Origin of the sequence: Chromohalobacter israelensis DSM 3043, from assembly GCF_000055785.1 — a bacterium.
In the GTDB taxonomy this organism is placed as follows: domain Bacteria; phylum Pseudomonadota; class Gammaproteobacteria; order Pseudomonadales; family Halomonadaceae; genus Chromohalobacter; species Chromohalobacter israelensis.
Window position 1 is genome coordinate 3,011,401 of the sequence record NC_007963.1, and the last position, 13,798, is coordinate 3,025,198.

Sequence of the window (13,798 nt, forward strand, 5' to 3'; positions counted from 1 at the left end):
CGGCATGCGTGCGAAGGAGACAACATGACGCATCCACAGGATCAACATCCGCCACAGGACGCACGCACCTTGCCGACGCGCGATCACGATGCCAGCGAGGCCCTGCTCGAACGCGTGCGTCAAGCCGCGGCGACCGGCACGGCGCTGCGCCTCGTCGGGGGTGGCAGCAAGGGGTTCTATGGCCGACCGGTCGTCGGCGAAACGCTATCTCTGGCCGAGCACACCGGCATCGTCAACTACGACCCCGTCGAACTGGTGGTCACGGTACGAGCCGGCACCCGCCTGGCCGATCTGCAAGCCGTACTGGCCCAAGAGGGACAGCAACTGGCCTTCGAGCCACCCCATTTCGGCGAGAATGCGACCGTTGGCGGCACGGTGGCCTGCGGGCTTTCCGGCCCGCGCCGTCCATGGGCCGGCAGCGTGCGCGATTTCGTGCTCGGCACACGCATGATCACCCATGACGGCAAGCGGCTGCATTTCGGTGGCGAGGTCATGAAGAACGTCGCCGGTTACGACCTCTCGCGGCTCATGGTCGGCGCCCAGGGCACGCTCGGAATCATCGACGAGGTCTCGTTCAAGGTGTTGCCGCGCCCCGCCGCCAGCGCCACGTTGCGCCTCGAGATGGGGCTGGGCGACGCCATGGCACGCCTCGCCGAATGGGGACGCAAGCCGATGCCCATCACCGGCGCCGCCCACGACGGCGAGACCTTGCATCTGCGGCTCGAGGGAGGTGCCAGTTCGGTGGCCAATACCCAGGCGCAACTGGGTGGCGAGCTGGACGATACAGCGTTCTGGACGCAACTGCGCGAACTCGAACTGGCGTTCTTCTCGCGCCGACACGACGACCGCCCGCTCTGGCGGCTGTCGCTACCGCATCGCGCACCGCCCCTGGCACTCGACGGCGACACGCTCGTCGACTGGGCCGGTGCCCAACGCTGGCTGCGCAGCGAGCTTCCCGCCGCGACGATTCGCCAGCACGCCGCTCAGGCCGGCGGCCATGCCACCCTTGTCGACCGTGACCGAGCGCACGGCGTCGACGCGCCGTTCACACCGCTTTCCGTGGTGATGGACAAATATCATCGCCAGCTCAAGGCCAAGCTCGACCCCAAGGGGATCTTCAATCCCGGGCGACTCTACGAGGGGCTATAGCCATGCAGACGAATTTTTCCGACGAGGCGCTGCGCCAACCGCACATCCGCGAGGCCGACCGCGTCCTGCGATCGTGCGTGCACTGCGGCTTCTGCAACGCCACCTGCCCGACCTATCAACTGCTGGGCGACGAGCGCGACGGCCCGCGCGGGCGCATCTATCTGATGAAGGAGCTGCTCGAAAGCCGCGACGATGACGACCAGGTCACCCACGAAACGCAAACCCACCTCGACCGCTGCCTGAGCTGCCGCAACTGCGAGACCACCTGCCCCTCGGGGGTCGAGTATCACAAGCTGCTCGACATCGGGCGCGCCGAGGTGGACCGCCGTGTGGGACGCTCTGCCAAGGAGCGAGCCCTGCGCTACGGGCTGCGCAAGGCGCTGGTCGAGCCCCGGCGGTTTCAAGCGTTGCTCGCCCTGGGCCAGACCTTCCGCCCGCTTGCGCCGACCTCGCTGAAGGCCAAGATCCCGCCCCGCGCGTCCCGTGCGGGACGTACCGCGCCCACGACGCACAACCGCCGCATGCTCGTGCTCGAAGGCTGCGTGCAACCGGGGTTGTCGCCGAACACCAATGACGCCGCGACCCGCGTTCTCGACCGGCTGGGCATTGCCCTGAGCTCGGCCCCCGCGGCAGGCTGCTGCGGCGCCATCGACTATCATCTCAATGCCCAGGAGGCTGGCCGCGAGCGCATGCGGGCCAACATCGACGCCTGGTGGCCATACATCGACCAAGGCGTCGAAGCCATCGTGCAGACTGCCAGCGGCTGCGGGGCGTTCGTCAAGGAATACGGCGACATGCTCGCGGACGACCCGCGCTACGCCGACAAGGCCAGACACATCAGCGCCCTGGCCAAGGACCTGGTGGAAATCCTGCGGGAAGAAGACCTGGAAGCATTGGCGGTTCACGGCGACGCACGACTCGCCTTCCATTGCCCTTGCACGCTGCAGCACGCCCAGAAGCTGGGCGGCGCGGTGGAAAGCGTGCTCGGCCGGCTGGGCTTCTCGCTGACGACCGTGCGCGACGGCCATCTGTGCTGCGGCTCGGCGGGTACCTACTCGATCACGCAGCCCGCCTTGGCAACACAATTGCGCGACGACAGACTCGATGCGCTCGAGGCCGGTCAGCCCGAGCAGATCGTCACTGCCAACATCGGCTGCCAGACTCACCTGAGCGGCGCAGGGCGCACCACCGTCCGGCACTGGATCGAAGTCGTCGATGAGGCGCTGACCACGGCACCGAATAACGAGGCGCGGACAGCGTAGCTCGTAGCTCACATTTCCCACAGGAGACCTGCATGAAAACTCAAGCCGTACTCGAACTCAGTGACGTCAATCGGCTGCTCGACGCCGGACAACAGGAAGCCGAGGCCAATGGCTGGGCGGTGACCATCGCCGTGGCCGATGCCGGCGGCCATCTGCTCGGCTTGCGCCGCCTGGACGGCGCAGCCCCGTTCAGCGCCGGGATTGCCACCGAAAAGGCCCGCAACGCCGCCATCGGCCGCAAGGAAACCCAGGCCTTCGAGGACATGATCAACAATGGCCGCACCGCCTTCGTCAGCGCGCCGATGCAGGCGTTGCTCGCCGGTGGCGTGCCGGTGACCGTCGAGGGCGAGGTCGTCGCCAGCGTGGGGATCTCGGGCGTCAAGCCCGACCAGGACGTGCAGGTCGCCAAGGCCGCCGTGGCTGCGTTGTCTTGAACGCCCTGGCCGGCACATCCTGACACTCACGACCTGGCGCGCGCAGCCCGGCGAGGCACGCACCGGCGTGCCTCGCTATACCGTTCGGCATGGTCCGAAAGCCGGTGCTTCCTCTCCTCCTGCCTCCTTTTCTATTCCTCTTCCGTCTTGCTCCGATCGCGGGCTCGGTCGACGCCACCTGCAAAATCCCGCGTTCCTTGCCATACTCATCATCGCGCATTCACTAGCCACCATACGATAAGCCCGCGACACATCTAGTGGAGCGCGGGCGCAATACCCAAGAGGCGACGGTCATGGCACACCCACTCAAGGACGACGAACTGCACGGCAAGCAGGGCAAATACGATGCACCTGGCGGCGGCTGGCAGTCGATCCGGGCCACCGAGACGCATTTCCTGCGCGAGAAAGTGCCCTTCAAGGGCAACGCCTTGATGCTCAAGATCAATCAACCCAAGGGCGGGTTCGAGTGTCCGAGTTGCGCATGGCCCAATCCGGGAAAGCCCGGCCCGGCTGAATTCTGCGAGAACGGTGCCAAGGCAGTGGCGTGGGAAGCTACGGCGGCACGCACCACGCCGGAGTTCTTCGCCAGCCACACGCTAACGGAACTTCTCGACTGGTCAGATCACGCTCTCGAGAAACAAGGCCGGTTGACGCATCCCATGCGCTACAACGCCACTACAGACAAATATGATCCCATCGACTGGGACACCGCCTATCGCGAGATCGGCGAGCGCGTCGCTTCCTTTGATCCGACGCGCGTCGAACTCTACACCTCGGGACGCACCTCCAATGAGGCCGCCTTTCTATGGCAGCTCTACGGCCGCATGCTTGGCACGCACAATTTTCCCGATTGTTCCAACATGTGCCACGAGACCACCACCGTGGCGCTTCCGCAGAGCATCGGCGTGGGCAAGGCGACCACCACACTGGAGGATTTCGAACACGCCGACTGCATCTTCCTGTTCGGCCAGAACGCCGGCACCAATAGTCCGCGGATGATGGGCCTGCTTCACGAGGCGCGTCTGCGTGGCGCCGAGGTGGTCACCTTCAATCCGCTGCGCGAGCGGGCACTGGTCAAGTTCGCCAACCCGCAGACGCCCAAGGACATGCTCACCAACCAAGGCGTGCCGATCAGCTCGCAGTATCATCAGGTTCGCATCGGGGGGGATATCGCCGCGATCCAAGGCATCTGCAAGCGGATCCTCGAAGTCGACGACGAGGCCCGCGACAACGGCGGCGAGCGCGTCATCGATCATGACTTCATCGCGATGCACACCGATGGCTTCGACGCCTTCGCCGCTCATTGCCGCAACCTGCCGTGGGAACGTATCGAGCGTCACAGCGGTCTCGAACGGGCGGCGATCGAACAAGCCGCCGGGGCCTGGATGAAAGCCGAGCGCGTCATATGCTGCTGGGGAATGGGCATCACCCAGCATATGCGTGGCGGCGACAATATCCATCAGATTCTCAACCTGCTGCTGATGGGCGGCCATATCGGCCGCCGCGGCGCCGGCGCCTGCCCGGTGCGAGGCCACTCCAACGTCCAGGGCGACCGCACCGTGGGGATCTTTCACAAATCCGGCGAGGCGTTCCTGTCGAAGATGGACGAGAGCTTCGGCATCGATTGCCGTCGCGAACACGGCCACGACGTGGCCCTATGCTGCGAGGCCATCTTGCGCGACGAGGTGGACGCCTTCCTCGGCATGGGCGGTAACTTCTTCCGCGCCATCGCCGATCAGGCTCGGGTCTGCGCCCATGTCGAGAAGATCCCGCTGACCGTGCAGATCGCCACCAAGCTCAACCGCAGCCACCTGATCCACGGCAAGGCGGCCTACCTGCTGCCGGCGCTGGCCCGCACCGAGAAGGACGTCCAGGCCGGCGTCGAGCAGACCATCACCATCGAGGACGGCATGTGCAACGTGCAGGGCTCCAAGGGCGCGCTGGAGCCGGCGTCAGAGCATCTGCGCTCCGAAATCGCCATCGTTGCCGGCCTCGGCAAGGCGACGTTCGCCCCCAACCCCAAGGTCGACTGGGAATGGCTAGTCGAGGATTACGCACGCATCCGCGACAAGATCGAAGCAACCCAGCCGGAAACTTTCTACGACTTCAATGCCCGGCTCGCCGCGACCGGCGTGTTCCATCTCGATATCGCCGCCCGCGATCGAATCTGGAACACCAATTCTGGCAAGGCGCACTTTCTGTTCCCTGAAGGGCACTTGACCGAGGACGAGTCCGCACCCGATGACATGCATTTTCAGTTGCTCTCGATCCGCGGCCACGACCAGTACAACACCACCGTGTATTCATACGACGATCGCTACCGGGACATCTACGGCACCCGCATGGTACTGATGATGAACCCTGCCGACATCGAGAAGCACGGTTTCGAGGCCGGCAACAAGGTCACGCTGACAGCGGTAAGCGACGATGGAATCGAACGTCGGGTCTCGGGCTTCAAGATCATCGCCTATGACCTGCCGCGGAACTGCCTCGGTGCCTACTACCCCGAGGTCAACGACCTCATTCCCGTCGGCAACCGAGACGAGCAGAGCAACACTATCGCCGGCAAGTCGATCCCGGTGACGCTCGCGTTGATGAGCACAGCGGAGGTGGAAGCGGAAACCGGACTGCTTGCCACGAGTTGAAGACGGCCCTACCCGCATGCGCGAGTGGCATGTCACTCGCGCATGCGGCATGAGCTTCCTCATCACCTTAATTTAAAAACACCATACGACTCGCGCACTTTTTTAATGACTCACCAATGCTTTTATTAAATCCCGAAAGACACACTCGGAATTAATTCAGCAACACAATAGCACCAATATAATCATTATTGACATAAATACTTACGCGCCCTTAAATAAAAGCATAATTAAATTTGGGGGACAGGGCAATGCACAACCTCGAAGAACAGCAGGACGATAATATATTCATACTGCTCGAAAATACACGCTGTTCGAACGGCAACCGTACCTCTTTATTGTTCGAGAACCCGGTTTTCGAGGTTATATGCTATCGCAACGACGCGTTGCGCGCCGCCTTGCGGGAGATCGACGAGCTGCGTGGACAGGGCTATTACCTCAGCGGTTACCTCGCCTACGAAGCCGGTTATGCGCTTTCCGACAAGCAGGATTTCGCCTTTTGCCGGCGCCCTTCGAGCGACACGCCACTGGTGCATTTCTATGCGTTTCGGGACGTACGGCGTTTGTCCCAGCAGCAAGCGAGCCGGTTCCTCGAGTCACGGACTCCCGATGCCACGCCGTCGGCCATTCGCCACCTGGCACTCAACGAAACTCGCGACCGCTATCTCAAAAACATCGAAAAGATAAAGTCCTACATTCGTGAAGGCGATACTTATCAAATCAACTACACACTGAAGTATCGTCTCGAATATCAGGGATCGCCGATCACCTTGTATAGAAAACTTCGTCATCGACAAAAAGTCGAATTCGGCGGCTTCCTGAACTTTCCGGAATATTCAGTCCTTTCTCTGTCGCCGGAGCTGTTCCTGCGCAAACAAGGCACCGCGCTGGAATCCAAGCCCATGAAAGGCACTTTCCCGCGCGGCGTCACGCCGCAGGAAGATGCCGGCATTCTCGACACCATGCGCCATGATGCCAAGACACGCTCGGAAAACGTGATGATCGTCGATTTGCTGCGCAACGACATCAGTCGTATTGCCTCACCAGGGTCGGTGGCCGTCAAGAACCTGTTCGAGATACAGACATTCGAGACGCTGCACCAGATGATTTCCACGGTGACCGGCAGTATCGCCTCCGATGCCAGGATCGAGCATGTCTTCCGCGAACTGTTTCCGTGCGGTTCGATCACCGGAGCCCCCAAGATACGCACGATGCAGATCATCGAGGAGCTGGAACGCGAGCCACGCGGCGTCTATACCGGCGCGATCGGGTATCTCACGCCGCACAACGACTTCTGCTTCAACGTTCCCATTCGCACCTGCATCGCACATGCCGACGGTACGGCTGAGATGGGCGTCGGCGGCGGTGTGCTCTTCGAGTCCGATGCCGAGGCGGAGTATGCGGAGTGCCTGCTCAAGGCACGCTTCCTGACGGGACTCAATCAGGACCTGCAACTGATCGAGACGATGCGCTATTCCAACGCCGAGGCACGCATCGAGCACCTCGAGGAACATCTGCAGCGCCTGGCGCGTTCGGCGCACGATCTGCAGTTCGTCTTCGATGGGCCACGCGTGCGTGACGCCCTCGGCGAGGCCATCGCGGATCTTCGTCACGATGCCAAGGTGCGCCTGTTGATGGCACACGACGGTCAGCTCGAGGTGACCACGGCTCCGCTGCCGGCCATGCCCGAGAGTACGCAGACCGCCCGCCTGGGGATCAGCGACCAGCGTATCGACCGACGCGATTTCCTGCTGCAGTACAAGACGACGGAGCGTTCGCTGTACGAGCAGGCTTACCAGCACCACCGCGAGGCCGGCGACTACGACGTCGCTTTTCTCAACGCGGAAGGACGCCTGACCGAGGCGAGTCGCCACAACCTGTTCATCGAAAAGGACGGCCTGTTGCTGACGCCGCCGCTCGAGGAAGGCGTATTGCCCGGCATCGCCCGACGCATGCTCATCGAAACGAGTTGCGAGCGTTGCTGCGAGCGCCCGCTGACCCCGCAGGATCTGCTGGAGGCCGATGCCATCTGGTTGACCAATGCCGTGCGTGGCGTCGTGCCGGTCACGCTCGGCAAGCAGGCTCGCCAAACCCTCATCGCCGTGGCCGGTCAGGAGGCTGCACATGCTTTGCTTGATTGATAACTACGATTCCTTCACCTACAACATCGTGTCCTATCTCCAGCAGTTGGGCACCGATCCCTGGATCGTCAAGAATGACGCGATGACACTGGACCAGCTGGCGCATCACGACATCGACGGCATCCTGATATCGCCCGGCCCCTGCACGCCGGAACAGTCCGGCATCACGCTGGCGGTCATCAAGGCCTACGCCGGCAAGATACCGATCCTGGGCATCTGCCTGGGTCACGAAGCCATCGCTCAGGCTTTCGGCGGCCGCGTCGAACATGCCCGCGAGGTCATGCACGGCAAGGTGTCGACGATCCACCATGATGGCAGGGGCGTCTTCTCGGGTGTGATCAACCCCGTGCGCGTGACGCGCTATCACTCGCTCATCGTCACCCGCCAGTGCATGCCGGCCGACTTCGAGATCAGTGCCTGGACCTGCGACGAACACGGTCGCATCGATGACGTCATGGGAATCCGTCATCGCACTCTGGACATCGAGGGGGTGCAGTTCCATCCCGAATCGATACTCACCGAGTACGGCCACCTGATGCTGGCGAACTTCCTCAAACGTCTACCGACGGCGCGACGACGCGAGGCCGCTGTCAGCGCCTAGCCGAACACCGACATACCGCCCCGCGGGGCGACAACCCGTATGCAGACGTTTTCGTCAGGGATTCACTTTCATGTACACCGCCACCGACCCCTTCGCCCCGGCGCGCGAAAGCGAGATCCTCGCGCGCCTCACCGACAACTGGAATCAGCGCGTCACGGTGCGCAAGGCACGGCTCGACCTGAGCGATTACTACGACACCAGCGCGCCAGACTTTCCCCCGTCGATGGTGCCGTTCTGGGACGATCCGCGCTTTCAGGCCATCGACGAGGCGGAGAAACGCCGCGTGCTCGCCGGCGCCTGGATCAATTACAACGAGAAGACGATCTTCGTCGAGGACAAGGTCATCAATCCGTTGTGCTCGCTGCTGATGAAGGGCGCCCTGCCAGGCGTCGACGATACCGTGTCCAAGAAGGCCATCGCCCAGACGCAGGTCGACGAGCAATTCCATATCCTGATGTGTCTGGAAGTCTGCGACTGCGCGCGCCGCCAGCACCGACTCCAGGACCTGCACATTCCCACGCCCCTGCTGGGGCAACGCATGGACGCCAGCCTGGCCAAGGCGGAGAACGAGCGCGAGTACGCCCTGATCCGCATGGCCTACGCCACCGTGGCCGAGATGACCATCAACGTGTTCCTGAAGCGGCTCTCGCAGGACCGCAGCATTCAGCCCCTCAACCGTCTCAACACCGAACTTCACCGGCAGGATGAGGCCTCGCATGCGGCCATTTTCGGCGAAATCGCCCGCGCCGTTTACGAACGCCTGGGGGCCGGGCAGCAAGCCATCTTCCGCGCTCACCTGTTGCGTGCCATCGACGACTTCGTCGAACTCGATGTGGGCTTCTGGCGGGTCATCCTCGACCACCTCGAAATTCCCGAACGCCACGGCATACTGCAAGACATGACCGCGAAAAGCCGCGCAAGTCGCTCACTTCGCGATTACGGGGCACTGGTCAAACTATTGCGGCGGATCGGCATCGACGAGGGGCCGAGCTTCATCTTTCAATAACGACATGCCCAGGGCACCGACTGACGAGTGCCTAGGCATGGAACTCGCGGCCGGCCAGCGTCGGCGCGATGATGCCGGTGCGCACCACGAAGTCGCCGAACGCTTCGCCCGGCTCGCGCTCGACGGCATAGCGTCGGATCAAGGGCGTGAGTTCCTCGAGGATGGTCGCTTCGTCGATGTTCTCGCGATAGAGCTTGTTGAGCCGCTCGCCGGCGAAACCCCCTCCCAGGTACAGGTTGTAGCGTCCAATGGTCTTGCCCACGAAGCCGATCTCCGCCAGGTACGGACGCGCGCAGCCATTGGGACAGCCCGTCATGCGCACGATGATGGCGTCGTCGGCAAGCCCTGCCTCGCGCATGATCGCGTCCAGACGATCGATCAACGACGGCAGGTAGCGTTCGCTTTCGGCCATCGCCAGACCGCAGGTCGGAAACGCCACGCAAGCCATGGCGTGGCGGCGCAGCGGCGTCGCCTCGACCGTCATCCGATAGCGATCCAGCAGATCGTCGATGACCTCGCGACGTGCCTCGGGGACCTGGGTGATGATCAGGTTCTGGTTGGTGGTCAGCACGATGTCGCCGTCGTGCGCCTGGGCGATCTCGCGCATGCCCGTCATCAGCTGCGGCCCGCCGTCGCTGTCCGCCAGGCGGCCGTTCTGGACGAACAGACCGTAATGCCAGAGGCCGTCCTCGCCCTGGTACCAGCCGAGCCGATCGCCGTTGTGCGTCAGTGTCAGTTCGCGCGCCGGCGACAGTGCCTCGCCCAGACGCGCCTCGACCTCCTGGCGGAACCCGTCGACCCCCAGGGCCTCGACGGTATATTTGAGTCGCGCCTGCTTGCGATCGTGCCGATTGCCGTTGTCGCGTTGCACCAGCATGATCGCCTCCGCCACGGCCACGACGCGATCCGGCGTGCAGTAGCCGACGATGTCGGAAAGCCGCGGGAAGGTCGCAGGCTCGCCGTGCGTCATGCCCATGCCGCCCCCGATGCAGACATTGAATCCCTTGAGCTCGCCTGCCTGGACATCGGCAATGAAGCCGACATCGTGGGCGAAGACATCGACGTCGTTCTCCGGCGGGATCGCCAGGGCGACCTTGAACTTGCGCGGCAGATAATGCCGCGTGTACAGCGGCTCGACCTCGTCTTCGGCTTCCCGGGGGCCGCCCGCCACGCGTTCTTCGCCGAGGAAGATCTCGTGGTAGGCCCGGGTACGCGGCAACAGATGCGCGCTGATCTCGTGCGCGAGATCGTGGACCTGGCGATGGATCGGAGAGCGATGGGGATTGGCGGTGCAGATCACGTTGCGATTGACGTCGCCGCAGGCAGCGATGGTGTCCATCATTGCCTTGTCCAGTGCCTGCAGGTGCCCACGCAGATTTTCCTTGAACACGCCATGATATTGAAAGGTCTGGCGCGTGGTGATGCGCAGCGTGCCATTGGCATAACGCCTGGCGTTATCGTCCAGCGTCAGCCACTGCTCGGGGGATACGCGACCGCCCGGCAGGCGCAGGCGCACCATGAACGAGTACAACGGCTCCAGCTTGCGGTGACGGCGATCGTCGCGCAGATCGCGGTCATCCTGCTGATAGAAACCGTGGAACTTGGTGAGCTGGGTGTCAGCGTCGCTGACCGCCCCCGTGGCGCGATCCGCCAGGCTTTCTTCGAGGGTGCCGTACAAGTAGTGGCTGTCGACCTTGAGCCGCTCGTTCGGATGCAGCTCGTCGAACGATACGTCGCGCAATTTGGCGATGATATCCATGTCGGTCTCCCGCATCTCAGTAGACGTCGCGCTGATAGCGCTTTTGCTGCTGCAGGTCGCGCAGGTACTCGGCAGCGGCCTCTTCATCGTGACCGCCTTGCTCGCGGATGACATCGAGCAAGGCCTGATGCACGTCCGGCGCCATGCGATCGGCATCGCCGCAGACGTAAAGATAGGCACCGGCCTGCAACCATTCATAGAGTGTGGCGGCCTGTTCGCGCAGACGGTCCTGCACATAGACCTTGTCTTGCTGGTCGCGCGAAAACGCCACGTCGAGCCGTGTCAGCAATCCCGTCTTGCGCCACTGCAGCCACTCGGCCTGATACAGGAAGTCGCTGCGCCGTCGGCGATCGCCGAAGAACAACCAGTTGTCGCCGCTCGCGTCCCGTGCCTCGCGCTCCTGCAGGAAGGCACGAAACGGCGCCACGCCAGTACCGGGGCCGATCATCACGACCGGTGCCGAATCGTCGTCGGGCAGCTTGAAATGCTTGTTGTGGTCGATGTAAATCGGCACCTGGTCGCCGGGCTTCACGCGGTCGGCCAGATAGGTCGTGGCCACGCCGTTGCGGGCACGGCCGTGGGTCTCGTAGCGCACCACCCCCACCGTGAGGTGTACCTCGTCCGGCGCGGCGGCCTGGCTCGAGGCGATCGAGTACAAGCGTGGCGGCAGCTTGCGCAGGGCACGAATGAAGCTCTCCGCTTCCACGCCCTCGACGGGAAAGCGCTCCAGCACATCGATGATATGCCGCCCCTGCAGCCAGTCACGCAGCTCGTCACGCGATTCCTCGTCGAGCAGGCGTCGCAGCTCGGCATCGTCGCTGATCTCGGCCCACTGATTGAGGAAGGGGCGCGTCAGAGTGGTAATCTCGAAATCGCGGAGCAAGGCGTCCCGCAAGCGCCGCCCCTCCTCGAGCGGCGCCTCGCCATCCAGCCGCAAGGCCGCCAGCAGCTCATCGACGTAGGCGGGATCGTTCTGCGGCACGATGCCCACGGCATCGCCCGGCAGGTAGTCCAGCCCCGACTCCTCCAGCGAGAGCTCGACATGCAGGGTCTGCTTGTCGGAGTCCTCGGTGTTGAGCGGCTGTACCTCGAGCACTTCCGCCTGGAAGGGATGGGAACGCGAATAGGTCGCTGCAGCACGCTCGGTGCTGGCAGCGCTCCCGCCATCATCCGGCGCCGAGGCCCCCGCAAGCTCGGCGAAGGCCGCGAGAGTGGACTCGATCCACTGGCTGGCGGTGTCCTCGTAGTCGACATCGGCATCGACACGCGCGCACAAGCGCTGGGCGCCCAGGGATTCGAGCCGCGAGTCGAGTACCTTGCCGGATTCGCAAAAGTATTCGTAGCTGGCGTCCCCCAGCCCCAGCACCGCGAAATGATGATCCTCGCCCAGGCGCGGCGCCTTGCGGCCGGCCAGCAACTCGTAAAAGCCCAGGGCACCATCGGGGGGATCGCCGTCGCCTTGCGTGCTGACCACTGCCATCAGGCGTGTGGCGCGCTTGAGATCCTGCTTGCCGAAGGACGCCATATCCTTCAATTCGACCTCCAGGCCCCGCTCGCGTGCCCGAGCCGCGGCCTGCTCGGCCACGCCCTCGGCATTGCCGGTCTGACTGCCGAACAGCACGGTCAACGGTTCGCCCGGGGGCGAGGCCGACGACACGACACTCGCCTCGCTCACCGGCGCCTGCGCGTCCAGGCCGGCCAGGTAGCCCTGCAGCCACGCGCGCTGTCGGGCATCGAGGTCGGCCAGCGCCGCGTTGAGCCGATGTGCCTGATCGGCGCTGAGGGGACTGTTCGATTCGGACAGGGGTCCTTGCGACATTGGGCCTCTCATCATTGCCATGGGTGGACGTAAGACGAAGACCTCTAGGCTAGGCAAGTCCTAAAAGAATGAAAAATTCTAAAGCGCGATTTTTATATTCTCATAAGGATTAAAAGTGGTCTGGCGGCAGGTATCATTTGCCTGCGAACCACCTGGCCTCGCCGACAATGACTCTCTAGACTGGGGCCGAGTGCTTCCCTCACCTCAAGGAGACGACATGAGCGCATCGCCGGTCACCACGCAGTGGATCGACATTCCGTCGCATGACGGCCAGAGCTTCAAGGGCTATCTGGCCCTGCCACCCGCGGGCCAGGGGCCCGGTATCGTGCTGATTCAGGAAATCTTCGGCGTCAACGCCCATATCCGCAGCGTCGCCGAGCAGTACGCACAGGACGGCTACGTGGTCCTCTCCCCGGATGTCTTCTGGCGTCAGGAACCGGGCGTGGAACTCGCCTACGAAGGCGCCGACATGGACAAGGCCTTCAAGCTCGTCGGGGACATCGACTTCACGGTGGCCGTCAAGGACCTTGCCAGCACCACCCAGGCCTTGCGCCAGCGCGCTGAATGCGACGGCCAGGTCACCGCCATCGGCTACTGCATGGGCGGCATCCTCGCCTATCTCGCCGCCATCGAGTCGGGCGTCGACCGCGCGGCAAGCTTCTATCCGGGCGGCATTCACAAGCACCTGGACAAGGCGTCGCGCCTCGACGTGCCGGTGCAGTTCCATTTCGCAGGCAACGACGGGCACATCCCCGCCGAGACCGTCGACCAGGTCCGCGCCACCTTCGCCGACCGTGACGACGTCACGATCCACGTCTACGAAGGGGCCGACCACGGCTTCAACTGCTGGGCCCGCGGTGCCTACCATCGCCACGCCGCGGCGCTCTCCCACGGCCGTGCCCTGGTCTTTCTGGAAGGGCGGGACTGATCGCGGCACGCGCCCACGCCCGCGAGGTCGCGACACCGGGCCTCGCCGGCCCATGAG

General features: G+C 63.6%; 10 protein-coding genes. 8 read left to right on the forward strand and 2 right to left on the reverse strand.

Annotated features, from left to right (window positions below; all coding sequences use genetic code 11):
- Nucleotides 1-24: 24 nt before the first annotated feature.
- From glcE to CSAL_RS13635, 7 genes are all read left to right on the forward strand, one after another.
- A complete protein-coding gene (gene glcE, locus CSAL_RS13605; protein WP_011507981.1) occupies nt 25-1,149 on the forward strand; it encodes a glycolate oxidase subunit GlcE in 1,125 nt (374 codons plus the stop codon).
- A 2-nt stretch (nt 1,150-1,151) separates the two neighbouring features.
- The gene (gene glcF, locus CSAL_RS13610) at nt 1,152-2,411 is read left to right on the forward strand and encodes a glycolate oxidase subunit GlcF (protein ID WP_011507982.1); all 1,260 of its coding nucleotides are present in this window, start codon (nt 1,152-1,154) and stop codon (nt 2,409-2,411) included.
- 32 nt (nt 2,412-2,443) lie between these two features.
- Nucleotides 2,444-2,845, forward strand: a complete 402-nt coding sequence (locus CSAL_RS13615; RefSeq protein WP_011507983.1) for a heme-binding protein — start codon at nt 2,444-2,446, stop codon at nt 2,843-2,845.
- 293 nt (nt 2,846-3,138) lie between these two features.
- On the forward strand, nt 3,139-5,490 hold the full coding sequence (locus tag CSAL_RS13620) for an FdhF/YdeP family oxidoreductase (protein ID WP_011507984.1): 2,352 nt from the start codon (nt 3,139-3,141) through the stop codon (nt 5,488-5,490).
- Between the two features lie 248 nt (nt 5,491-5,738).
- A complete protein-coding gene (pabB, locus tag CSAL_RS17300) occupies nt 5,739-7,628 on the forward strand; it encodes an aminodeoxychorismate synthase component I (RefSeq protein ID WP_011507985.1) in 1,890 nt (629 codons plus the stop codon).
- A complete protein-coding gene (locus CSAL_RS13630) occupies nt 7,612-8,229 on the forward strand; it encodes an anthranilate synthase component II (protein WP_011507986.1) in 618 nt (205 codons plus the stop codon). The genes pabB and CSAL_RS13630 overlap by 17 nt, the downstream gene beginning before the upstream one ends.
- Before the next feature lie 70 nt (nt 8,230-8,299).
- Nucleotides 8,300-9,235 carry a diiron oxygenase gene (locus tag CSAL_RS13635; protein ID WP_011507987.1) on the forward strand — a complete coding sequence of 312 codons (936 nt, stop codon included), beginning with the start codon at nt 8,300-8,302 and terminating at the stop codon, nt 9,233-9,235.
- A gap of 31 nt (nt 9,236-9,266) precedes the next feature.
- On the opposite strand, the gene cysI is transcribed toward CSAL_RS13635, so the two are convergent.
- Together cysI and CSAL_RS13645 are read right to left on the reverse strand one after the other, a co-directional pair.
- The gene (cysI, locus tag CSAL_RS13640; protein ID WP_011507988.1) at nt 9,267-10,994 is read right to left on the reverse strand and encodes an assimilatory sulfite reductase (NADPH) hemoprotein subunit; all 1,728 of its coding nucleotides are present in this window, start codon (nt 10,992-10,994) and stop codon (nt 9,267-9,269) included.
- Nucleotides 10,995-11,010: 16 nt separating this feature from the next.
- On the reverse strand, nt 11,011-12,813 hold the full coding sequence (locus CSAL_RS13645; protein WP_011507989.1) for an assimilatory sulfite reductase (NADPH) flavoprotein subunit: 1,803 nt from the start codon (nt 12,811-12,813) through the stop codon (nt 11,011-11,013).
- Between the two features lie 217 nt (nt 12,814-13,030).
- Here CSAL_RS13645 and CSAL_RS13650 point away from each other — a divergent pair, with 217 nt between their 5' ends.
- Nucleotides 13,031-13,741, forward strand: coding sequence for a dienelactone hydrolase family protein (locus CSAL_RS13650; protein ID WP_011507990.1), 711 nt, complete (start codon nt 13,031-13,033; stop codon nt 13,739-13,741).
- Nucleotides 13,742-13,798: the final 57 nt, after the last annotated feature.

Bases quoted from the DNA above. Each gene is read 5' to 3' on its own strand.
- glcE (WP_011507981.1), top strand. From the start codon at position 25: ATGACGCATCCACAGGATCAACATCCGCCACAGGACGCACGCACCTTG.
- glcF (WP_011507982.1), top strand. From the start codon at position 1,152: ATGCAGACGAATTTTTCCGACGAGGCGCTGCGCCAACCGCACATCCGC.
- CSAL_RS13615 (WP_011507983.1), top strand. From the start codon at position 2,444: ATGAAAACTCAAGCCGTACTCGAACTCAGTGACGTCAATCGGCTGCTC.
- CSAL_RS13620 (WP_011507984.1), top strand. From the start codon at position 3,139: ATGGCACACCCACTCAAGGACGACGAACTGCACGGCAAGCAGGGCAAA.
- pabB (WP_011507985.1), top strand. From the start codon at position 5,739: ATGCACAACCTCGAAGAACAGCAGGACGATAATATATTCATACTGCTC.
- CSAL_RS13630 (WP_011507986.1), top strand. From the start codon at position 7,612: ATGCTTTGCTTGATTGATAACTACGATTCCTTCACCTACAACATCGTG.
- CSAL_RS13635 (WP_011507987.1), top strand. From the start codon at position 8,300: ATGTACACCGCCACCGACCCCTTCGCCCCGGCGCGCGAAAGCGAGATC.
- cysI (WP_011507988.1), bottom strand. From the start codon at position 10,994: ATGGATATCATCGCCAAATTGCGCGACGTATCGTTCGACGAGCTGCAT.
- CSAL_RS13645 (WP_011507989.1), bottom strand. From the start codon at position 12,813: ATGTCGCAAGGACCCCTGTCCGAATCGAACAGTCCCCTCAGCGCCGAT.
- CSAL_RS13650 (WP_011507990.1), top strand. From the start codon at position 13,031: ATGAGCGCATCGCCGGTCACCACGCAGTGGATCGACATTCCGTCGCAT.